This is a genomic window from Ruegeria arenilitoris (genome assembly GCF_013035315.1).
Lineage (GTDB): Bacteria > Pseudomonadota > Alphaproteobacteria > Rhodobacterales > Rhodobacteraceae > Ruegeria > Ruegeria arenilitoris_D.
The window spans coordinates 15,495-36,204 of the sequence record NZ_WQHP01000016.1; the positions used below are offsets into that span (position 1 = coordinate 15,495).

Genomic DNA, 20,710 nt, shown 5'->3' on the forward strand with positions numbered 1-20,710 from the left:
TTACTCAGCCGCGGTTCGTTTGGGCAGAACCCAGTCAGGGCGCGGGAAGTGGCAGGTATAGCCGTTGGGGATCCGCTCCAGGTAATCTTGATGCTCGGGCTCCGCTTCCCAGAAATCGCCGACGGGTTCGACCTCGGTCACGACCTTGCCGGGCCAAATGCCGCTGGCATTCACATCGGCGATTGTGTCGTCGGCCACCTGTTTCTGCGCGTCATCCACGAAATAGATGGCCGAGCGATAGCTCATCCCGATATCATTGCCCTGGCGGTTCACGGTTGTCGGGTCGTGGATCTGGAAGAAGAACTCCAGCAGCTCGCGATAGGTGATCTTGGCGGGGTCGAAGAAGATCTCGATTCCTTCTGCATGAGTGCCGTGGTTGCGATAGGTCGCGTTTGGCACATCGCCGCCGGTATAGCCGACTTGGGTGCGAGACACACCGGGCAGTTTGCGGATCAGGTCCTGCATGCCCCAAAAGCAGCCTCCGGCAAGAACAGCGCGTTGTTCGGTCATTGGATGTCCTCCACATGGATTAGGTATTCGCCGTAGCCTTCGGCCTCCATCTCATCGCGATGGACAAACCGCAAGGCGGCTGAGTTGATGCAATAGCGCAGCCCGCCATGTTCGCGCGGGCCGTCCGGGAACACATGGCCCAGATGGCTGTCCCCGTGTTTCGAGCGGACCTCGGTCCGGATCATACCAAGCGATGCGTCGCGAAACTCTTCGACATGCTCGTGCACAATCGGCTTGGTGAAGCTGGGCCAGCCACAGCCGGACTCGTATTTGTTGGTCGAGGCAAACAACGGCTCGCCCGAGACGATATCGACGTAGATCCCCGGTTCTTTGTTGTACAACAGTTTACCAGTGCCAGGCCGTTCGGTACCACTGCGCTGGGTGACGTGGTATTCTTCGGGTGACAGAGCGGCGATGGCCTCAGGGTCTTTGGTGTAGCGGGTCATGGCTCCTCCGGATTTGATGCGGCTTGGGCCTTTATTTGGGCATACTCAGGCAGAAATCAAAATCATATTTCAACGAACTCGCGCGCTCGTGCGGGTGATCCGACTGCCGCTATAGCGCGTATTTCTAGATAAAGGAGGTCACGCCATGTTCAGACTGCTTCTTTTATCCGCTCTGTTGCTGGTCGCCCGCGCCGTACAAGCCGCGCCTCTGACGGGTGAGTTCGACTCGATCGACGGGGGAACACTATCCATCGAGGATTGGAGGGGTCAGCCGGTTCTGGTCGTGAATACAGCGTCGCACTGTGGATTCACCGGACAGTATGAGGGCCTGCAAAAGGTTCACGATACCTACGCAGATCGCGGTCTGGTGGTTCTGGCTGTGCCGTCGGATTCGTTCAATCAGGAACTGGGTTCGGCCGAAGAGGTGAAGCAGTTCTGCGAGGTGAATTATGACCTGACCCTGCCCATGACCGACATTACACCGGTGAAAGGCGCAGGTGCGCATCCGTTCTATAGGGCGGTTGCCCAACAGACGGGTTTTGTCCCTAAGTGGAATTTCAACAAGATACTGATCGACCCCGCGGGTGAAGTCGTTGCCACCTATGGTTCGAACGTCAAACCGGATTCACCCAAGTTGCTGCGTCAGGTCGAGGCCTTGCTGCGCTGATCGGTTTGTCGCGAGAGCTGTACCGCCAGAATACCCAGCGTCGTGATGCCAACACCCGCCAAATCCAGCGGGCCAAGCTTCTCGCCCAGCAGCACTGCGGCCACCGCCACACCGAAGACAGGGTTCAGAAAGTGGAATGTAGCCGCCCGGATCGCGCCGATCCTGTTCAGCAGCAGAACCCATATGAAGGTCGCCAGTAGGCCCGGGAACAGCGTGGTGTACACAAAAGCCAGCAGCCACGGCCCGTTGGGGTGAATGTAGATGGTCTCGAACATTGGGGCAGCAAGGAACAGGACGCCCGACCCGACAAGCATCTGCAATCCCACAATCATCATGAAGTTCCCGCCTGATGTGGCCCCGCGTACGGCCAGCGTCGCAAAGCTGAGGGCCAGAGCGCCCAACCCGCACAGCATGACGCCAAACAGGTCGGCCCCGGCGCCTATCCGGCTGCTCATGATCAGCGCGACACCGGCAAAACCGGCCAGCAGCCCGATTACGCCTAAAGGTCGCAATCTTTCCTGAAACAGCACCCAACTGGCCAACGCCACGATCAAAGGCATGGTCGAAGCGATGATCGCGGCAACTGACGCTTCAACTGTTTGCATCGCATAAAAGTTCAGACCCAAATAAAGGGCATTTTGGCAAATTCCGAACAGTATCGTCGCGTACCACTGGGCGCGGGTCAGTCGCCAGCTTTGGCCCATGGCCCGCGCGATCGCGACCCCCAGCAGACCCGAGATCAAAAAGCGGAGCGCCAACGAAAACAGGGGCGAGGCATCGGCCACGATGATCCGCGCCGAGGTGAAGGCTGATGACCAGATGAAGGCAAAGACCAGCCCCATGGCAATGGCGCGCAGATCCATGGTGACCCCTTTAAAAACCGCTGAGACTGTTTCTGAATTTCGGGCAACAAACAAGCGATCCGCGTCAAAAAAATCACAGGTCGCCTCTTCGGTTAACCGCAAGTTCGCGTTTGTTGATTGATTGGTCAATTAAAGCTATGGCAGCCGTACTCTGACTAATCCATGGGAGGTATGTTGGTGCTTCTGGAGTACATTCTGTCATTTGGCGTCTTGCTGGCCTTGGGCCTGGTCGCCTTTATCGTGGTAAAGTGGTGGAACCTGCATTGTGTGGGTGTAACACCCGTGCACCTGTTCACGTTCATCGCGATCCTGTTCACTTCGGGTCTGGACGTGGGTCTGATCATGTTCCCGCTGACCGAATTTGGCGGCTATGCCGAAGAACCGGCCTATGCCTTTGCGAACCCTCTGGCGATCGAGTTCGGGTTCTGGGGCTTTATGATTTGGGGGTTCTACTTCCTAACGGCGTTCTATTTCTGCGTCATCGAACCGCGCGTGAAATTCTTTGAGATCCCGCTGGTCAAGCTGATCAACAACGTTGTCATCATCGGAACCTGCGCTTTCACAGCCAGCCTGTTCCTGATTTACCTGCCCGGCTACCTGCCTGATGTCGGAGACGGTGAATCCGTAGTCACCACCTTCTACATCATTGTATTTGTGGTGATTCTGGCCGCAGCCTACTCATCAACTGACCTGAAGTATGTTCGCATTCTGTCCGTGGGCTCGACCTTTCTGTTCCTCGCGCTGATCATTGGCATGTGGGCCGCAGCGGGCATGGGTCTGAACGGTCTGCTTGAGACCAGCAGCAACATTGGCGCTTACTTTGCCAACATCCAGAAGTTTGTCCTGCCGTTGACCGACTACCACGCCTTCTACCTGTTCTGGTGGTTCGCATGGTCGATCATGATCGGCCAGTTCACCTCGCGCTTTGTCGGCGGATTGACCACCTGGCAACTGTTGGCGGCACTGCTGATCTTCCCGTCAATCCCGCTCGCGATCTGGTTCTCGGTTCTTTACTACTATCACCTGAACGAGATCAGCACCGCAGGTCTGACAAACATCGCGATGGTGATCGTGGGCGTAACCTTTGTGATCAACTCGCTGGACTCGCTGATCCGTCTGTACACCGACAACCTGAACCTGACGGTCGACCGGTTCGGCAAAGCGGTCTACGTCGCCGGTAACGTTGTACTGCTGTTTGTGCTGACGCTGCTGTTCCAAAGCCAGTGGCTGCAGATCCAGTGGATAGGCGCAGTTGTCATCGGTCTGTATCTGGCCTGCGTGGTCTATATCCTGATCGCCAAACGACGCGAGGTTCTGAGCATCAACTCGATGCCAGAGGGCCGCGATCTGGACTTCCACAAGGTTGAGACAGTTCACTAACGGTGCGAAAAAGCACTACGAGCGGGCGCTAAAATTGGCGCCCGTTTTGCTATTGGGATGGTAGAATTAGTTTTCTGTACATCTCAGTGTCCGGGTCGGAATGGTTCGCGTTTCTTTCAAAGCCATTCTTTTCCAGCACTTTGGCCGAAGCAGTGTTTCCTGTTTCTACACCACCAACAAGCTCGACCGGGCGTCTTTTGTTACGGAAGTAGGTAATCAAACCTGCAATGAGTTCGGTTGCGTAACCCATTCCCCACGCCGCTTCGGAAAAAAGATACCCGACATGAACAGTCGCCAAGGTTTCTTGCTCAGAAATATGTGCCAAGATCAGAAGGCCGATCAGGGTTCCATCGCCGTCGCGGATCGTTAGCAATTCACTTTCTTCCACCCGCTCTTTCAACCAGTTCTCAATCGCGTCCTTGGTATCCGAGAGCTGTAAGGCTTCGGGCAAGTGATTTAGCACCGTTGGTGAAAGCAAAGGCGAAAACTCTGCGTAGATTTGCTGCCTGTCAACTGAAGGTAAAAGAGGTTGTTTCCAAACCTCAACAGTAAGTCTGTCAGTTTCAAACATGGATGGAGTTGGCCATTTGGATCTCTGCACTCTTAGCAATCCACAATATGTGAAGTTTCGCGATTGATTCACACAGTGTTTCGGTCGGGCCAATTTGTTGAACAGTCTCGTACCAAAGAAAAAGGGCCCCCAACCGGCGGCCCTTGATCATATCGCAGTGAAAGGCGGGATCAGCCGTTCACGCTGTCCTTCAGAGCTTTCGCGATGGTCATTTTGACCACTTTGTCCGCTTCTTTCTTGAACTGCTCGCCTGTGGCGGGGTTGCGCACCATGCGCTCGGGGCGCTCGCGGCAGTAGATTTTGCCGACGCCGGGCAGGGTCACCGCGCCACCGGCAGAAACTTCACGGGTGATCAGGCCGGTCACAGCCTCCAACGCTGCGTTTGCAGCTTTCTTGTCGGTTCCCATTTCCTCAGCGAGAGCAGCCACCAGCTGAGTTTTAGTCATAGGCTTTGCCATTTCTTGGTCTCCTTAACGTGCCCGATACATAGGGCCTCACCGCGTAACTGTAACGGGATATTGTGGGTTAACACAACGAATAGTAGCGCCGAAAACCCTAAAAATATGGGGAAAACGTTGCTTTTTTGCGTCAGAGAAAGGCCGTTTCGTCGAAAGAACGCAATTTCCGGCTGTGCAGACGCTCTAGCGGCATGCCGCGCAGGTGTTCCATCGCCCGTATTCCGATGGCCAGATGGCGGCTGACCTGTGTGGTATAAAAAGCCGAAGCCATACCTGGCAACTTCAATTCGCCGTGCAAAGGTTTGTCTGATACGCACAGCAAAGTGCCGTAGGGCACCCGGAATCGATAGCCGTTGGCGGCGATGGTGGCGCTTTCCATATCCAGCGCGATGGCCCGGGATTGGCTAAGCCGTTGCACCGGGCCGGACTGATCGCGCAGCTCCCAGTTTCGATTGTCGACGGATGCGACCGTGCCGGTCCGCATAATCCGCTTGAGTTCGTAGCCCTCAAGCTTGGTGACCTCGGCCACCGCCAATTCCAGCGCCACTTGAATCTCGGCCAATGGCGGGATCGGCACCCAAACCGGCAGATCGTCGTCCAGCACCTTATCCTCACGCAGATAGGCGTGGGCCAGCACAAAGTCCCCCAGCGCCTGCGTGTTTCGCAGCCCGGCACAGTGACCGACCATCAGCCATGCATGCGGCCTGAGAACCGCAATGTGGTCAGTGGCCGTTTTGGCGTTCGACGGTCCGACACCGATATTGACCAGGGTAATCCCCGACCCGTCTTCACGCTTCAGATGATAGGTCGGCATCTGCGGCAGCTTCAGCGGTTGGGTCAGCTCCGCATCGGCCTCGGTAATCTCGACATTTCCGGTCGAAACAAAGCTGGTGTAGCCGCTTTCAGGATCCGCCAGCTGTTCGCGAGCATAGTTCTCGAACTCGGATACATAGAACTGGTAGTTCGTGAACAGAACGTGGTTCTGGAAATGGCTTGGGTCTGTCGCGGTGTAATGCGCAAGCCGCGCCAGTGAATAGTCAACCCTTTGGGCGGTGAACAGAGCCAGCGGCCCAACCCCGTCCTCGATGTCATGCACCCCGTTTACGATGTCATCATTAGTGGTCGTCAGGTCGGGTACGTCAAAAATATCGCGTAAGGTGAATCCGGCGGCACCTTGCTGCGGGACATGCAGGTCGGGATTGTTGGCCACTGCAAAATGTACCGGGATCGGCGTGTCAGACGCGCCGATTGTAACCGGCTGGTCGTGGTTTTTGATCAGCAACGCAATCTGCTGAGTCAGGTAGGACCGGAACAGATCAGGGCGCGTGACGGTCGTCGCATGAACACCGGGTTCTGAGACGTGTCCGAAACTCAGACGGCTGTCTACATGCGCGTAAGACGACGTTTTGATGCGAATTTCAGGATAATAGGCTCTGTAACGCGCGGTCGGCGCCTCTTGTTCCATTGCCGCAGAAAAGCTGTCGCAGAGAAAGCGGGTCGCCTGTTCGTACAGTTCTTCCAAACGGGCGACAGCGGCCTTGGGGTCGGTGAATTGCTCGGGCTTCGGCGCGTCGGGAGTTTTTATTATTGTCATGCAAGTGGTTCCAGAAGGTCTATTTTTTCAAACGTGCGCACATCCACCAGGCCGAGGTCGGAAATCCGCAATTCGGGGATCACGACCAGCGCCAGAAGAGAGTGCTGCATATAAGCGTTGTTGAGGGTGCAGCCGCAGGCCTCCATTGCGGCGACCATATCCTCGGCTTTGGCGGCGACGGTTTCAGCCGGGCTGTCGGACATTAGGCCAGCAATGGGTAGCTCGACCAGCGCCAGCTCTTCCCCATCGCGGAAGATGGTGATGCCGCCGCCCACCTCGGCCAGTCGGTTCGCAGCCAATGCCATCTGATCGCGGTCGGTGCCGACGACGATCATATGATGGCTGTCATGCGCCACGGTGGAAGCCATGGCCATTTTGCCCTGATACCCAAAGCCCGAGACAAACGCGTTGGTCACGCTGCCCGTCGCGCGGTGGCGTTCGACCAGCGCGATTTGGCAGACATCGCCTTCGCCCTCGACCAGACCGCCGATTATGGGCAGTTCCGCTTTCAGGGCTTTGGTCGGGGCCTGATTTTCCACCACGCCGATCACGTTGGCCTGTACGCGGTTCGCCCCAGCGGGCGCTTCGATCTCAAAGTCCGTCGCAGTCAGCTTATGCCCCAGATGGACGGTGTTGCGCGCGGCGTTGGGCCAGTTGAAATGCGGGCAGTCTACAGTAATTTCGCCGCTTTCGGCCACGACCTGACCACGCGCGATAACCGTCTCGATGGGCAAATTCGTCAAATCCGAGCTGAGGATGATATCCGCGCGCCGACCGGGGGTGATCGAACCGATTTCGCGCTCCAGTCCGAAATGGGTCGCGGTGTTGATCGTTGCCATTTGCAGCGCGATCAGTGGATCGCATCCGCAGGCAATGGCGTGCCGGACGACACGATTCATGTGCCCGTCATTGACCAGCGTGCCGGAATGGCAGTCGTCGGTGCACAGGATGAAATTCCTCGGGTCCAGCCCTTTCTCGGTCAATGCTGTGATCTGGCTTTCCACATCATACCAGGCCGAGCCCAGCCGCATCATCGACCGCATACCCTGACGCACACGCGCAATGGCATCCGCTTCGCAGGTTCCTTCATGATCGTCCGCAGGCCCCCCGGCGACATAGGCTGCGAAATCAGGCCCTAAATCAGGCGAAGCGTAATGTCCGCCCACAGTCTTACCAGCACGCTGAGTGGCGGCAATTTCGGCCAACATCTTTGGGTCGCCATGGACGACGCCCGGAAAATTCATCATCTCACCTAGGCCAATAATTCCCGGCCAGCTCATTGCCTCGGCCACATCCTCAGCTGTGATCTCATAGCCAGTCGTTTCCAACCCCGGAGCGGATGGCGCGCAAGACGGCATCTGGGTGAAGATATTCACCGGTTGCATCATCGCCTCGTCATGCATCATGCGTACACCGTCCAGGCCCAGCACGTTGGCAATTTCATGCGGGTCGGTGAACATGCTGGTCGTTCCATGCGGGATCACAGCGCGGGCGAACTCGGCAGGGGTCAGCATGCCGGACTCGATATGCATATGCGCATCGCACAACCCCGGGACCATATAGCGTCCGTTCGCTTCGATGACCTGCGTGTCCGGGCCGGTGCAATGGGATGCGTCTCGTCCCACATAAGCCACACGACCATCTGCGATAGCAATGTCGTGGTCTGCCAACGTTTCGCGGCTGTGCACGTTCACCCAGATCCCACCACGAATAACCATATCCGCTGCCTCACGGCCTGCGGCGACAGCAATTAAACGGGGGGCGACATCGGGCCAACTTGGGAAGGGCGTGTATTCCATGGCCCAACTTTCCCGAATGCGATGGAAGGTTCAACCCCTTGTGAACAGGTATCATCAAACCGTCACGCAGCGCGCCAGCGCTGCCCGGCCCAACCAGAAGAAATGCCCGTCAGGGCATTGATGATGGGCGGGAGCAGCCCCGTTCAGCTTTTTTGGTCGGCCTCAATCTCGCGCCGCACCCAATCTGCAAAGGCCACCGCTCCGGGGCTTTGCTCGGCAATTGGTGACAGCAGCAAATAATAGGCTTCGGGCATTGGAGCTCTGTAGGTGAATGGCGCGATCAGGCGACCTTGCGCGATCAGATCCTTTGCGATGGTGTCATGGGTCAGGCATAACCCGCCGCCCGCGATCGCAGCTGAGAGGCTGACAAGATAAGTCGTGGAATAGGTCACAGCGGGATTTTGCCAGGTTAGACTCTGATCTTCGATCCAGTTTTGCCAGTTCGACAACAGGTTCGAACAATCGAACAAGGGCTTTTGCTGCAAATTCTCCAGCGTCACTTCGTACCCCGGCGCACAAACGGGATAGTAATGATCGGTTCGCAGCAGCTCGGTTCGGACGGTATCGGATGGGCGCAACGAATAGCGGATTTCGACGGCCGCGCCCTCGGCCATTTCCCGCGGTTCCCACAGTTCAGTAAAGATGTTCAGCTGCACGTCGGGATGCGCCTCGCGGAACCTCGGCAGCCTGGGTCCCAGCCAGTTCACTGCGAAGGTGATGTTGCTTTGCACCTGAACTGCGTTCTGTTGGGCTCCTGTCACGGCCCGGGTCCCTCGTTCCAGCGTCCGAAACGCCTCGCGGACAACAGGCAGATAAGTCAGCCCTGCCTCGGTCATTTCCAGCGCGCGTGGTCGACGCAAGAACAGCGGCTGGCCAATATACCCTTCCAACGACTTGATCTGCTGGCTGACCGCGCTTTGGGTCATGTTCAGATCCCGTGCGGCACCGGTAAAAGACAGGTGCCGCGCCGCAGCCTCGAACGTGCGCAGCCAGCCCAGTGGTGGAAGCGGTTTCTGCATGTGCATAACCTTGCCATTAGTTTCACTAATGGGATAGTTGCGTTTTTTTCGTTGGTCAATTTTTGCAGTCACAGGCACGATTTCCCAAAGCCCTCAGCCATCGGCAAAGGAGTCCGGAATGACTGTCACCAACCTACGCGCCAATATTGACCACTGGGCCGAACGCGTGGACCTGGCCGCAACCTTTCGCTGGGTTGAGCGTTTGAACATGCATGAGGGCGTGGCCAACCATTTTAGTCTGGCCGTGAACCCGGATGGCACGCAGTTCCTTATGAACCCGAACCAGATGCACTTTGCGCGGATCAAAGCGTCAAATCTGCTGCTGCTGGACGCCAATGACCCGGACGTCATGAGCCAACCCGGCGCTCCCGATCCGACAGCCTGGGGTTTGCATGGATCAATCCATCGTCATTGCCCCCACGCGCGCTGTGTGATGCATGTGCACTCGATCTTTGCGACTGTGCTCGCCTCACTGGCGGACAGCACTTTGCCGCCGATCGATCAGAACACGGCCACGTTTTATGACCGCTATGTCATCGATCAGGAATTTGGTGGTTTGGCTTTTGAAAGCGAAGGGGAACGCTGTGCCTCCATGCTGTCGGACCCCAAAAAGAAGGTCATGATCATGGGGAATCACGGGGTGCTCGTGATTGGCAGTGATCCCGCGGACACCTTTAATAGGCTCTATTATTTCGAGCGTGCGGCAGAAACTTATATCCGCGCGCTGCAAACCGGGCAGCCATTGCGCGTGCTATCCGATGAGATCGCCGAGAAGACCGCGCAAGAGCTTGATGACTATCCGGACCAGGCCGCCTCACATCTGCGAGAGGTAAAGGCTTTGCTGGATGCCGACGGTTCTGACTACGCCACGTGACAACCTCAACAGGGTAATTGCCATGTCTGATACAGCACAGGATCCCGAAACCGCCCGCTGGCACTATCTCCCCGAAGGCCCGGTTGGATTGAACCCGCTTTTCAGTTGGCCGCCGCGCCCGTCTGCTGTGCTGAAATGGTACAGCGGCGCTTGGTTGCAGATCACGTCCCTGACCTTGTGTCTGACACTGGCAGTCCTTGCCTATGCGTTCTTCTTCCCTCCACTGGAAACCATGCAGAGCTTTGCGCCAGGATGGATGTTCCGCATCTGGCTGCTGAATATGGTGCCCCAAATTCTGATTGCGGGCGGGCTGCACTGGTGGCTTTACATGCGCAAAGGGCAGGGGATGTACAAAAAGTTCGACCGCCGCGACCTGACCCGTAACAATGGTACATTCACTTTCCGAAATCAGGTTCTGGATAACATCTGGTGGACGTTGGGCAGCGCGATGACCGTCGCGACCGTGTACCAGTGGGTCATCTATTGGGCGATGGCCAACGGATATGTCCCCACGGTGACATGGTCTGGTGCGCCGGTATGGTTCGTGGTCTGGATGGTGTTCATCCCGATGTGGTCGGGGCTGCATTTCTATTGGGTTCACAGGCTCGAGCATCACCCGAAGCTCTATAAATACGTGCACGCCGTGCACCATCGGAACGTGAACATCGGGCCCTGGTCGGGGATTTCGAACCATTGGTACGAGAACCTGTTGTACTTCACGACCTACTTCATCCACCTGATCGTGCCGTCGCATCCGTTGCACGTGCTGTTCCATACCTATTTTCAGCAGATCAGCCCAGTCCTGTCGCACTCCGGCTTTGAAAAGCTCAAGGCTGGGGACACGGATGCCGCCCGGGCCGGGGACTTCTTTCACCAGCTGCACCACCGGTATTTCGAGTGCAACTATGGCACCTCGGAGATCCCGTTCGACAAGTGGTTCGGCACCTATCACGACGGATCGGCCGAGGCGACAACTCGGACGCGGGCTTACAAGAAACAGATGTATACCTAATCGGTCCGAATCGCGCGGGGCGTGATCCCGAACTCGGACTTAAAGGCGCGGGTCAGGGCGCTGGGGTCGTCATAACCCGACCGCAGGGCGACCTCACCAATGCTCAGGTCCGTCTCAGAAACCAGTTTACGCGCAAGATTCAGGCGCAAGCGCCGATAAACCTGGGCCGGGCCGGCACCCAACTCGGCCTGCATTCGAACGGACAACGCTTTCTGCGATCGACCAACCAGCCCGGCGATTTCCGAAATGGGCAGCGGGGCTTCAAGGTTCTCTTGCATCAGGGCCAGCGCCTTGTTCACGTAGCCACTGGTGGCACCCGCGCCGCCCGCATGTGACCGCGCGGAATCGCGGGTCATGAACAATTGGGACACTTCCAGTGCCAAAGCCTGCCCCTGATCGCGCCCAATCAGATGCAGCACCAGATCGAAGGCCGCCATCGCCCCGGAACAGGTGATCCGGTTGCGGTCGATGACAAAACGCTCGCGCCGGGTATCAATTTCGGGAAAACGCTCGGTGAAGCCAGTCAGTTCTTCCCAGTGAATCGTGGCGCGATGCCCGTCTAGCAGCCCTGCCTGCGCCAAAAGCCAACTGCCGGTGTCCAATCCCGCCAACAGCTTGAACCGCTGATCCGCCGAGCGCAGCCCCGATAGGGTCTTCCAGCCGCCATGCGCACGAAACCCGTATGATGGCATGACCATCAGCATGTCCCCGCTGGCCGTCTGCAACGCCCCGTGCGGCGCGACTTGCAGACCGGATGAGGATGTGACCGGCCCATCCTCGAGCGACAGAAACCGCCAGTCGTACAATTTGCGACCGGCCAGCGTATTTGCGGCGCGCAGTGGCTCGACCGTGTTGGCCAGACAATGGTTCGAGAATCCGTCGAACAGAAGAACCCCGATTTGCTGCGGTGCAGAGGGTGATTTAGTCCAATCGTGCATGGTAAACGTCTATTTCTGCACGTTTCAAAAAGCAAGCCACGTCAGGATACGCGCAACACCGGATTTGGAGACGCCCGATGCAATATGGATTGTCCGACGAACAGGAAATGATCGTCTCAACCGTTCGCAGCTTTGTTGAAAACGAGATCTACCCGCATGAGGAGCTGGTCGAGCGCACTGGTGAAGTGCCGCAGGACGTCGCGGACGAGATTAAGCGCAAGACAATCGAGCTGGGCTTTTACGCCTGCAACTTTCCCGAAAGCGTCGGCTGCGCTGGGCTGAACCATCTGGAATTTGCTCTGGTCGAGCGTGAGCTTGGTCGCGGTTCCATGGCGCTGAACCATTTCTTCGGACGACCTCAGAACATTCTGATGGCGTGTGAGGGCGACCAAGTAGAGCGTTACCTTATTCCCGCCGTGCGTGGCGAAAAGATGGATGCGTTGGCGATGACGGAACCCGGTGCGGGGTCGGATGTGCGCGGCATGAAATGCGCGGCTGTTCGGGACGGCGGAGACTGGGTGGTCAACGGCACCAAGCACTTCATCTCGGGCGCGGAGCATGCGGACTTTATCATCGTCTTCATCGCAACTGGTGAGGATCAGACGCCCAAAGGCCCGAAAAAGAGGATCACTGCGTTTCTTGTTGATCGCGGGACGCCGGGATTCACGATCCGGGATGGATACAAGTCTGTCAGCCACCGCGGCTACAAGAACATGGTGCTGGATTTCGATGATTGTCGTCTGCCTGATTCCCAAGTGCTAGGAGAGGTCGACGGTGGGTTCGACGTCATGAACACGTGGCTCTATGCGACGCGTATCACCGTCGCTGCGATGTCCGTGGGCCGCGCGCGCCGTGCGTTTGACTATGCTTTGGATTACTCGGCCACGCGTGAACAATTCGGCCAGAAGATCGGTAAGTTCCAGGGCGTGTCGTTCCAGATCGCGGACATGATTACCGAGATCGACGCGGCGGACTTGTTGACGCTGGCGGCTGCGGATCGGTTGGACAAAGGCTTGCCCGCCAACCGCGAGATCGCCTCGGCCAAGCTATATGCGTCCGAGATGCTGGCGCGTGTGACCGATGCTGCCATTCAAATTCACGGCGGTATGGGTCTGATGGACGACTATCCGCTGGAACGCTTTTGGCGCGACGCGCGGGTCGAACGGATTTGGGACGGGACCAGCGAGATCCAGCGTCATATCATCAGCCGCGATCTGCTGAGAGCGCTCGGTGCGTGACGGCGGGGGACGGCTGATGTCTTCTCTGTCCCGCGTCCTGCACCCCACGTCCATTGCTGTGATCGGTGGCGGGGCTTGGTGTACCTCCGTGATTGAACAGGCCCGCAAATTCGGGTTTCAGGGCGATATCTGGCCAGTCCATCCAAAGGCAGGCTCGATTGCAAGTGAGACCGCTTTTGCGAGCCTCGAAGACCTGCCCGCAGCACCCGACGTTGCCTTTGTGGGCATCAACCGCCATGCGACGATCGATGCGGTTGCTGCCCTGTCCGCCATGGGCGCCGGTGGCGCCGTATGTTTCGCATCAGGCTTCACCGAAGCGCGCGCCGAAGACGGAGAGGGCGCCGATCTGCAAGCGCGTTTGGTGCAGGCCGCTGGGGATATGCCGATTCTGGGGCCAAACTGCTATGGCTTCGTCAACGGGTTGGCGCGCGCGGCTGTTTGGCCGGATCAGCATGGGATGCGACCGGTGGATCGCGGCGTGGCGATTCTGACCCAAAGCTCGAACATCGCGATCAACATGACGATGCAGCGCCGGGCTTTGCCGCTGGCCTTTATGCTGACCAGCGGCAATCAGGCGCAAACTCATCAAGCGGATATAGCCTCAGCGCTGTTGGATGATGACCGGATTACGGCGATTGGGGTCCATATCGAAGGGTTCGGCGATCTGCGCAAATGGGAAGCCTTGGCCAAAAAGGCGCGGGACCGGGACGTTCCGATTATTGCGCTCAAGATGGGCCGCTCGGCCCACGCGCAGGCAGCGACAATCTCCCATACGGCGTCACTGGCAGGCGGAGACGCGGGTGCGCAGGCATTTCTGGACCGGCTCGGAATCGCGCGGCTGGATGACATTCCCAGCTTTTTGGAATGCCTCAAACTTTTGCATGTGACTGGTCGATTGGACGGCAACGGGTTGGGCTCGATCAGTTGTTCGGGGGGAGAGGCCAGTCTGGCCGCCGATATGGCCGAAGAACGTGACGTGCACTTTCCGCCGCTGTCGCAAAAGCAAAAAGACAATCTGCGCGAGGCGCTCGGGCCCATGGTCGCTTTGGCGAACCCGCTCGATTATCACACCTACATTTGGCGTGACACAGAGGCGATGACCCGGGCATGGAGCGCCATGATGAGCCCCGAGCAGGCTCTAACAATGGCCATAGTTGACTATCCACACACCGACGCGACGGACTGGGGCTGCGCCACACAAGCCGCACTGAACTGTGTTGCCCTGACCGGTCGCCCATTTGCAGTCACGGCCACCTTACCCGAACTTTTGCCCGAGGATGTTGCGTTGCGCCTCATGGGCGGGGGCGTTGTTCCCTTTGCTGGACTGCACGAAGCCCTCGCGTCGATTGAGGCGGCATCACGCCCAAAAGCGCCCGAGGCTGAACCGGTTCTGTTGCCGTCGGACACTGATGCAGACGAGGTGCTGACCGAAGCAGAAGCAAAACAGGCGCTGGCCGACTTTGGCGTTCGTGTTCCCCAAAGTGTCGTTGCATCGGCGGCAATGGCCGACGGCGCCTCTGCCAACCTGACGGGCCCTTTTGCCGTCAAAGGCGTCGGTCTGGCGCATAAGTCGGAACATGCGGCCGTCCGTCTGGACGTTCACGCGGACGCGGTTGCCAAAGTCGCGGCGGACATCGGGACAGATGAGGTTCTGATCGAAGAAATGGCCGAAGGCGGCGTTGCCGAACTGCTGGTTGGCGTGACCCGCGACGCGGCCCATGGGTTTGTCCTGACGCTTGGGGCAGGCGGGGTGCTGACAGAGATTCTGCGCGACACCGTCTGGCTGCTGATCCCATCCTCTCGGGACGTAGTGCAAGACGCGCTGGGCAGGTTGAAATGCGCGCCTCTGCTAGAGGGTTATCGTGGCAAACCTGCGGCGCAGATGGAGGCCATATTGGACACGGTCGAAGCGGTGCAAGCCTATGTGATTGCCAACGCATCCCATGTCAGCGAAGTTGAAATCAACCCACTGATCTGCACGCCGGACCGTGCGGTGGCGGTGGACGCTCTGATCCGAAAGGCAAGTTCATGAACCCGATCAAAACCAAACGCGATGGCGCGATTTTAGAAGTCACTCTGGATCGGCCAAAGGCAAACGCCATTGATCTGGCGACCAGCCGGGTCATGGGCGAGGTGTTTCGCGATTTCCGCGATGATCCTGACCTTCGCGTCGCCATCCTGACCGGGGGCGGCGAGAAGTTCTTTTGCCCCGGCTGGGATCTGAAAGCGGCCGCCGATGGCGATGCCGTAGACGGCGACTATGGTGTCGGCGGATTCGGCGGGCTGCAGGAATTGCGGGATATGAACAAGCCGGTGATCGCTGCGGTCAACGGGATTGCTTGCGGCGGTGGTCTGGAACTGGCGCTGAGCGCCGACATGATCCTGGCCGCCGACCACGCCAGTTTCGCGCTGCCGGAAATCCGCTCGGGCACGGTGGCCGACGCGGCCAGCGTCAAACTGCCCAAACGCATTCCTTATCACGTCGCGATGGAGCTGCTGCTGACCGGGCGCTGGTTCGATCCGCATGAAGCCAAGAATTGGGGTCTGGTGAATGAGGTCGTTCCAGGGGATCAGCTGATGGACCGCGCGTGGGAGTTGGCGCGCCTTCTGGCCAGCGGTCCGCCCTTGGTTTACGCCGCAATAAAAGAGATCGTGCGCGATGCCGAGGATTCCAAGTTTCAGGACGCCATGAACCGGATCACGCAAAGACAACTACCGACGGTCGATGTCCTTTACGGGTCCGAAGACAATCTGGAAGGCGCGCGCGCCTTTGCCGAAAAGCGTGATCCAGTGTGGAAAGGCCGATAGACCGGATCAACAGCGTTCGAAAAGCGCAATCAGGGCTGTGTCGTCCTTGTTCGGGCCTGTCGCCAAATCGCCAAAAATACGGACCTCGGGCAATGCCAGATTGCGGATCCTGTCCTGCGCCAGCCGGTGCAGGGTTTCGGCGAAACCGCGTTTCTCATAGTGCTGCGCGTTAATGGATAGGGCGAATTGCGCTCCGGGTCTTGCGACGCGCAAGAGTGCTGACAAAGCCTCGGGTCCAAGATGCCCGTGGGTGAAGGTGCCGGATGAAACAATGCCAGAGTAGCTGTCGCGCGGCACCGGGATGCCCTGATTCAGATCGGCCTCGATCGCGTCGCGATAGATATCCTTGCGCATGGCCTGATCCAGCATCTCTGGGCTGATATCGGTGGCATCAATCGGCCCCACGCCCAGCCCGGCCAAAACTGCGCCGCACAGACCAGTTCCTGCACCAACGTCCAGAACAGGTCCCTGTCCGCCGGCTGTAACAAAGGCGCGGGCGGTGTGGATGTGCAGCTGATAGTCCTCGAACGTGGCAAAACCTTCGTCGTAATCCCCGGCCCATTCGGCATAGAGGCGTTTATGGTCGTCCGGCGACTTTAGCGCGTATGCCGCGTGGATATCGGGTGTTTTGTCACTCATGCCTAAAAGAAAGGCGCAATGGGGGATTCGAATCAAGTGTCGCAGCGTAGAGTTCTTGCATCTGCTGAAATTGCCGATCATCTAAGAACGTATGACAGGCACTCTCTTTTCTTTCGGTCACGGGTATTCGGCGCAGGCCTTGTCCCATGAGTTGCAACCTCAAGGCTGGCGCATTCTGGGCACCACGCGTGACCCGGCACAGGCGCCGGTTATTCGGGCCTCGGGAGCGGAAGCGGTGATCTGGCCGGGGCAGCAACCGCAGTTGGACGGGGTGACACATCTGCTGATATCCACGGCACCAAATGCGAAAGGCGATCCGGTCTTGGCTGCCCTGCGGGATGAGATCGCCGAACGGGCGACGCAGTTCGAATGGGTCGGCTATCTGTCGACCACTGCTGTCTATGGGGACCACCAGGGTGCCTGGGTAGACGAATCCACCCCGGCCACTCCAACTGCGGAACGGGGCAGGTGGCGGGTGCAGGCCGAAGAACAGTGGCAAAGCATTCCGGGTCTACCGACGCATATATTCCGCCTTGCCGGTATCTACGGCCCCGGCCGCGGTCCGTTTTCCAAGCTTAAGCGCGTCGGCATGCGTCGTATCATTAAGCCCGGGCAGGTCTTTTCGCGCATTCACGTGGCAGACATTGCCCAAGTCCTGAACGCGTCCATGAATGCGCCGAATCCGGGTGCGGTCTACAACGTGTGTGATGACGAACCAGTCCCCCCTCAGGATGTCATCGCCTTTGCAGCCGAGTTGCAGGGTTTGCCACTACCGCCCGAAGTGTCCTTTGACGAGGCAGATATGACCCCCATGGCGCGCAGTTTTTACAACGAGAACAAGCGCGTCAGGAATGATCGGATCAAGGATGAGTTGGGCGTCTCTCTGCTTTATCCAAATTACAGGGTCGGTCTGAAGTCCTTAATGGTCGACAGTTAAAAGCCGGGTTGTTTTCGTTGGCACGGCACGGTGCCAAGATTGATAGCTTTTGGTTATAGAGTTCATCCATAAACAAAACTTTTTTGCATGGTTTGAATCTGCTAGTTCTGGCGGCGACAAGACAAGAGTCGCCGATACCTCTGCTGGAATGCGCGCAATACAGGTCGCGCATCTAAAAGAGGCAAAAGTGTCATCTATATATGTTCTTGATCGACCGAGTTTTTCACCGCGCGACTGAGCCGGAATTTAGCCAGGATTGGAGATCGACATGGACGGAAGTGATAACCCCAAAGCAGGCGGTTGCCCTGTAATGCATAGCGCAGGAACCCGGTCGAACCGGGATTGGTGGCCGAACCAGCTGAACCTGTCGATTCTGCACCAGAATTCGCCGGCGTCGAGCCCAATGGACCCGGATTTCAACTATGCCGAAGAATTCCAGAAGCTGGACTATCAGGCGCTGAAGGATGACCTCTTTGCGCTGATGACAGACTCGCAAGACTGGTGGCCGGCGGATTATGGTCACTATGGTGGTCTGTTCATCCGTATGGCGTGGCACAGCGCCGGGACGTATCGGACCGCGGATGGCCGTGGCGGTGCTTCGACCGGCAACCAGCGTTTTGCACCGCTGAACAGCTGGCCGGACAACGGCAACCTCGACAAAGCGCGCCGTCTGCTGTGGCTGATCAAACAGAAATACGGCAACCAGATTTCCTGGGCCGACCTGATGATCCTGGCCGGGAACTGCGCCATTGAATCGATGGGCGGCAAGACCTTCGGTTTCGCCGGTGGTCGTGAAGACATCTGGGCACCAGAGGAAGACATCTATTGGGGTTCGGAAACCGAATGGCTGGCCCCGACGGATAACCCGCACAGCCGCTACTCGGGCGAGCGTGATCTGGAAAACCCGCTGGCTGCTGTCCAGATGGGCCTGATCTATGTGAACCCCGAAGGCCCCGATGGTGAGCCGAACGTCTTGGCCTCGGGCCGCGACATCCGTGACACATTTGGCCGTATGGCGATGAATGATGAGGAAACCGTTGCTCTGGTTGCCGGTGGTCACACATTCGGTAAAGCCCATGGTGCAGGCGACCCCGATTTGGTGGGCCCCGATCCCGAAGCGGCCCCGATCGAAGAGATGGGCTTTGGCTGGATAAACAAGTTCGGCTCGGGCAAGGGTGATGACACCACGACCTCGGGCATCGAAGGCGCATGGACCGCGAACCCGATCAAATGGGACAACGGCTATTTCGACCTGTTGTTCGGATATGAGTGGAACCTGACCAAGAGCCCCTCGGGCGCATGGATATGGGAACCGATCGGCGTCAAGGAAGAGGACATGGCCCCGCAGGCCCATGATCCGTCAAAGAAGGTCAAAACCATGATGACCACTGCCGATATGGCGATGCGCATGGACCCGATCTATGGACCGATCTCGAAGCGCTTCCACGAGAACCCGGAAGAATTCGCCGATGCCTTCGCCCGCGCGTGGTTCAAACTGACCCACCGCGACATGGGCCCGCGTTCCAGCTATATCGGTCCGGAAGCACCGACCGAAGAGCTGATCTGGCAGGATAACGTCCCGGCTGTGGATCACGATCTAGTCGACGACGCCGATGTCGCGGACCTGAAAGCCAAGATCGCCGCATCGGGCCTGTCGGTGTCCGAGCTGGTCTCGACCGCTTGGGCCTCGGCCTCGACCTTCCGTGGGTCGGATAAGCGTGGCGGTGCCAATGGTGCCCGAATCCGTCTTGCGCCGCAGAAGGACTGGGACGTAAACGAGCCTCTGAAACTGTCCAAAGCGCTGGATGCTCTGGAAGGCGTTCAGAAAGCGTTCAACGATGCCCAGTCAGGCAACAAGAAAGTGTCCCTGGCGGACGTGATCGTTCTGGCCGGTGCCGTTGGCATCGAACAGGCGGCCAAAGCCGGTGGTCAGGATGTCGAAGTTCCGTTTGCTCCGGGTCGTACAGATGCGACGCAGGACCAGACCGACGTGGAAAGCGTGGGTATGCTCGAACCCGCCGCAGATGGGTTCCGCAACTATCAAAAAGCGGACTATACCGTCTCGCCCGAAGAGCTGCTGGTGGACCGGGCGCAGTTGCTGACCCTTTCCGCGCCTGAGATGACGGCCCTTGTGGGCGGTCTGCGCGTGCTGGGTGCGAACTTCGGCGACAGCAAGCATGGCGTGCTGACAGATCGCGTTGGTGTGCTCAGCAATGACTTCTTCACCAACCTGCTGGACATGAGCACCGAATGGAAGCCCGCGAGCAAAGGCGTCTACGAAGGTCGTGACCGTGCAAGCGGTGAGGTCAAGTGGACCGGCACCCGTGTCGATCTGGTCTTTGGCTCTAACTCGCAGCTGCGGGCATTGGCCGAGGTCTATGGTCAGGCCGGTGCCGAGGGCAAGTTCGTCTGCGACTTCGTCTCGGCCTGGAACAAGGTGATGAACGCGGATCGCTTTGATCTGAATTAAGCCCGAGATCATTTCACTGATAGCGCCGCTCGGGGAGACTCGGGCGGCGTTTTATTTTGATCGAGACCCGCGGGCATACCAAGCATTGGGTACGATTCCGCCAACTGTCAGAGCTCTTGCTAACGGTAAGCACGGTTGAGCTCATTCGAACAGGCGATTTCTAAAGTTAACCTGTTGTTTTCATTAACATGGGAAAGAATCCGCAGAGAAATGCGAAGTTTTTTCAAAATGGGGGTTGCAGGTCCCAGACCTAATCCGTAAATACCCCTTCACCGGCGCTGCTGAGGCGGTGCTGACGGGTCGGAGAGACGGCCTGACGGACTGGAAAGACGGTTGAGACGCTCAGGAGAGACTGGGGGCATCTTGGGGAATGAGTTAGGCGGGCGCGCTGATTTTTTGGCGCAACGGTCTGGTTTTTGGCTCTGGGTGTTATGTTCTTTGACATTGATGGATAACTGAAGAGATATGTGGGCGGTTTGGTTCGTTT

At 58.0% G+C, this 20,710-nt stretch carries 19 protein-coding genes; 9 read left to right on the forward strand and 10 right to left on the reverse strand.

The features are described 5' to 3' along the window. Entirely contained in the window at positions 1-510 is a 510-nt protein-coding gene (gene msrA / locus GOV53_RS20780) for a peptide-methionine (S)-S-oxide reductase MsrA (RefSeq protein WP_170470336.1), read from the reverse strand. Then, the gene (msrB, locus tag GOV53_RS20785) at positions 507-956 is read right to left on the reverse strand and encodes a peptide-methionine (R)-S-oxide reductase MsrB (protein ID WP_170426424.1); all 450 of its coding nucleotides are present in this window, start codon (positions 954-956) and stop codon (positions 507-509) included. Before msrB ends, msrA begins: the two co-directional genes overlap by 4 nt. 145 nt (positions 957-1,101) lie before the next feature. Between msrB and GOV53_RS20790 the strand changes: the two genes are divergently transcribed. Beyond that, complete coding sequence (locus GOV53_RS20790; RefSeq protein ID WP_170470339.1) at positions 1,102-1,623, forward strand: glutathione peroxidase; 522 nt, start codon at positions 1,102-1,104, stop codon at positions 1,621-1,623. Here GOV53_RS20790 and GOV53_RS20795 read toward each other — a convergent pair. Beyond that, positions 1,599-2,486 carry a DMT family transporter gene (locus GOV53_RS20795; RefSeq protein ID WP_170470342.1) on the reverse strand — a complete coding sequence of 296 codons (888 nt, stop codon included), beginning with the start codon at positions 2,484-2,486 and terminating at the stop codon, positions 1,599-1,601. The genes GOV53_RS20790 and GOV53_RS20795 overlap by 25 nt on opposite strands. Before the next feature lie 171 nt (positions 2,487-2,657). Between GOV53_RS20795 and GOV53_RS20800 the strand changes: the two genes are divergently transcribed. Continuing rightward, entirely contained in the window at positions 2,658-3,866 is a 1,209-nt protein-coding gene (locus GOV53_RS20800) for a BCCT family transporter (protein ID WP_437436805.1), read from the forward strand. 49 nt (positions 3,867-3,915) lie between these two features. Here GOV53_RS20800 and GOV53_RS20805 read toward each other — a convergent pair whose 3' ends face one another. The 5 genes from GOV53_RS20805 to GOV53_RS20825 all read right to left on the reverse strand — a co-directional run bounded on the left by GOV53_RS20805 (position 3,916) and on the right by GOV53_RS20825 (position 9,307). Then, positions 3,916-4,437, reverse strand: a complete 522-nt coding sequence (locus GOV53_RS20805) for a GNAT family N-acetyltransferase (RefSeq protein WP_170470345.1) — start codon at positions 4,435-4,437, stop codon at positions 3,916-3,918. A 170-nt stretch (positions 4,438-4,607) separates the two neighbouring features. Then, positions 4,608-4,895 carry an HU family DNA-binding protein gene (locus GOV53_RS20810; RefSeq protein ID WP_170349467.1) on the reverse strand — a complete coding sequence of 96 codons (288 nt, stop codon included), beginning with the start codon at positions 4,893-4,895 and terminating at the stop codon, positions 4,608-4,610. Positions 4,896-5,025: 130 nt separating this feature from the next. Next, the gene (locus tag GOV53_RS20815; RefSeq protein ID WP_170470348.1) at positions 5,026-6,489 is read right to left on the reverse strand and encodes an AMP nucleosidase; all 1,464 of its coding nucleotides are present in this window, start codon (positions 6,487-6,489) and stop codon (positions 5,026-5,028) included. Beyond that, the gene (ade, locus tag GOV53_RS20820) at positions 6,486-8,288 is read right to left on the reverse strand and encodes an adenine deaminase (protein WP_170470350.1); all 1,803 of its coding nucleotides are present in this window, start codon (positions 8,286-8,288) and stop codon (positions 6,486-6,488) included. Before ade ends, GOV53_RS20815 begins: the two co-directional genes overlap by 4 nt. 143 nt (positions 8,289-8,431) lie before the next feature. Beyond that, on the reverse strand, positions 8,432-9,307 hold the full coding sequence (locus tag GOV53_RS20825; protein WP_170470353.1) for a LysR family transcriptional regulator: 876 nt from the start codon (positions 9,305-9,307) through the stop codon (positions 8,432-8,434). A 118-nt stretch (positions 9,308-9,425) separates the two neighbouring features. Here GOV53_RS20825 and GOV53_RS20830 point away from each other — a divergent pair, with 118 nt between their 5' ends. Together GOV53_RS20830 and GOV53_RS20835 are read left to right on the forward strand one after the other, a co-directional pair. Then, positions 9,426-10,181: a class II aldolase and adducin N-terminal domain-containing protein gene (locus GOV53_RS20830; protein ID WP_170470356.1), complete on the forward strand. Its 756-nt coding sequence runs from the start codon at positions 9,426-9,428 to the stop codon at positions 10,179-10,181. Positions 10,182-10,203: 22 nt separating this feature from the next. Next, a complete protein-coding gene (locus GOV53_RS20835) occupies positions 10,204-11,193 on the forward strand; it encodes a sterol desaturase family protein (protein WP_170470359.1) in 990 nt (329 codons plus the stop codon). Here GOV53_RS20835 and GOV53_RS20840 read toward each other — a convergent pair. Beyond that, positions 11,190-12,131, reverse strand: coding sequence for a GlxA family transcriptional regulator (locus GOV53_RS20840; protein WP_170470362.1), 942 nt, complete (start codon positions 12,129-12,131; stop codon positions 11,190-11,192). The two genes, GOV53_RS20835 and GOV53_RS20840, sit on opposite strands and share 4 nt — an antisense overlap. A gap of 77 nt (positions 12,132-12,208) precedes the next feature. Here GOV53_RS20840 and GOV53_RS20845 point away from each other — a divergent pair, with 77 nt between their 5' ends. Genes GOV53_RS20845 through GOV53_RS20855 form a run of 3 tightly spaced genes read left to right on the forward strand, consistent with a single transcriptional unit; the run spans position 12,209 to position 16,177 of the window. Then, positions 12,209-13,369, forward strand: a complete 1,161-nt coding sequence (locus tag GOV53_RS20845) for an acyl-CoA dehydrogenase family protein (RefSeq protein ID WP_170470365.1) — start codon at positions 12,209-12,211, stop codon at positions 13,367-13,369. Positions 13,370-13,385: 16 nt separating this feature from the next. Continuing rightward, on the forward strand, positions 13,386-15,401 hold the full coding sequence (locus GOV53_RS20850; RefSeq protein ID WP_170470367.1) for an acetate--CoA ligase family protein: 2,016 nt from the start codon (positions 13,386-13,388) through the stop codon (positions 15,399-15,401). Then, positions 15,398-16,177 (forward strand): carnitinyl-CoA dehydratase, encoded by a 780-nt coding sequence (locus GOV53_RS20855; protein WP_170470370.1) that lies wholly within the window; start codon positions 15,398-15,400, stop codon positions 16,175-16,177. Before GOV53_RS20850 ends, GOV53_RS20855 begins: the two co-directional genes overlap by 4 nt. Before the next feature lie 6 nt (positions 16,178-16,183). Here the strand turns inward: GOV53_RS20855 and GOV53_RS20860 are convergent, their stop codons facing one another. Next, on the reverse strand, positions 16,184-16,816 hold the full coding sequence (locus GOV53_RS20860) for a class I SAM-dependent DNA methyltransferase (RefSeq protein WP_170470373.1): 633 nt from the start codon (positions 16,814-16,816) through the stop codon (positions 16,184-16,186). Positions 16,817-16,907: 91 nt separating this feature from the next. Here GOV53_RS20860 and GOV53_RS20865 point away from each other — a divergent pair, with 91 nt between their 5' ends. Further along, positions 16,908-17,753, forward strand: a complete 846-nt coding sequence (locus GOV53_RS20865) for an SDR family oxidoreductase (RefSeq protein WP_170470376.1) — start codon at positions 16,908-16,910, stop codon at positions 17,751-17,753. Positions 17,754-18,021: 268 nt separating this feature from the next. Then, positions 18,022-20,223: a catalase/peroxidase HPI gene (gene katG / locus GOV53_RS20870; RefSeq protein ID WP_170470379.1), complete on the forward strand. Its 2,202-nt coding sequence runs from the start codon at positions 18,022-18,024 to the stop codon at positions 20,221-20,223. Positions 20,224-20,710 lie beyond the last annotated feature (487 nt).

Excerpts from the sequence above, each read along its gene's own strand:
- GOV53_RS20830 (WP_170470356.1), top strand. The coding sequence starts at position 9,426 with ATGACTGTCACCAACCTACGCGCCAATATTGACCACTGGGCCGAACGC.
- msrA (WP_170470336.1), bottom strand. The coding sequence starts at position 510 with ATGACCGAACAACGCGCTGTTCTTGCCGGAGGCTGCTTTTGGGGCATG.
- katG (WP_170470379.1), top strand. The coding sequence starts at position 18,022 with ATGGACGGAAGTGATAACCCCAAAGCAGGCGGTTGCCCTGTAATGCAT.
- GOV53_RS20790 (WP_170470339.1), top strand. The coding sequence starts at position 1,102 with ATGTTCAGACTGCTTCTTTTATCCGCTCTGTTGCTGGTCGCCCGCGCC.
- GOV53_RS20810 (WP_170349467.1), bottom strand. The coding sequence starts at position 4,895 with ATGGCAAAGCCTATGACTAAAACTCAGCTGGTGGCTGCTCTCGCTGAG.
- GOV53_RS20855 (WP_170470370.1), top strand. The coding sequence starts at position 15,398 with ATGAACCCGATCAAAACCAAACGCGATGGCGCGATTTTAGAAGTCACT.
- GOV53_RS20840 (WP_170470362.1), bottom strand. The coding sequence starts at position 12,131 with ATGCACGATTGGACTAAATCACCCTCTGCACCGCAGCAAATCGGGGTT.
- GOV53_RS20795 (WP_170470342.1), bottom strand. The coding sequence starts at position 2,486 with ATGGATCTGCGCGCCATTGCCATGGGGCTGGTCTTTGCCTTCATCTGG.
- ade (WP_170470350.1), bottom strand. The coding sequence starts at position 8,288 with ATGGAATACACGCCCTTCCCAAGTTGGCCCGATGTCGCCCCCCGTTTA.
- GOV53_RS20825 (WP_170470353.1), bottom strand. The coding sequence starts at position 9,307 with ATGCAGAAACCGCTTCCACCACTGGGCTGGCTGCGCACGTTCGAGGCT.
- GOV53_RS20800 (WP_437436805.1), top strand. The coding sequence starts at position 2,658 with ATGTTGGTGCTTCTGGAGTACATTCTGTCATTTGGCGTCTTGCTGGCC.
- GOV53_RS20805 (WP_170470345.1), bottom strand. The coding sequence starts at position 4,437 with ATGTTTGAAACTGACAGACTTACTGTTGAGGTTTGGAAACAACCTCTT.
- GOV53_RS20835 (WP_170470359.1), top strand. The coding sequence starts at position 10,204 with ATGTCTGATACAGCACAGGATCCCGAAACCGCCCGCTGGCACTATCTC.
- GOV53_RS20815 (WP_170470348.1), bottom strand. The coding sequence starts at position 6,489 with ATGACAATAATAAAAACTCCCGACGCGCCGAAGCCCGAGCAATTCACC.
- GOV53_RS20865 (WP_170470376.1), top strand. The coding sequence starts at position 16,908 with ATGACAGGCACTCTCTTTTCTTTCGGTCACGGGTATTCGGCGCAGGCC.
- GOV53_RS20850 (WP_170470367.1), top strand. The coding sequence starts at position 13,386 with ATGTCTTCTCTGTCCCGCGTCCTGCACCCCACGTCCATTGCTGTGATC.
- GOV53_RS20860 (WP_170470373.1), bottom strand. The coding sequence starts at position 16,816 with ATGAGTGACAAAACACCCGATATCCACGCGGCATACGCGCTAAAGTCG.
- msrB (WP_170426424.1), bottom strand. The coding sequence starts at position 956 with ATGACCCGCTACACCAAAGACCCTGAGGCCATCGCCGCTCTGTCACCC.
- GOV53_RS20845 (WP_170470365.1), top strand. The coding sequence starts at position 12,209 with ATGCAATATGGATTGTCCGACGAACAGGAAATGATCGTCTCAACCGTT.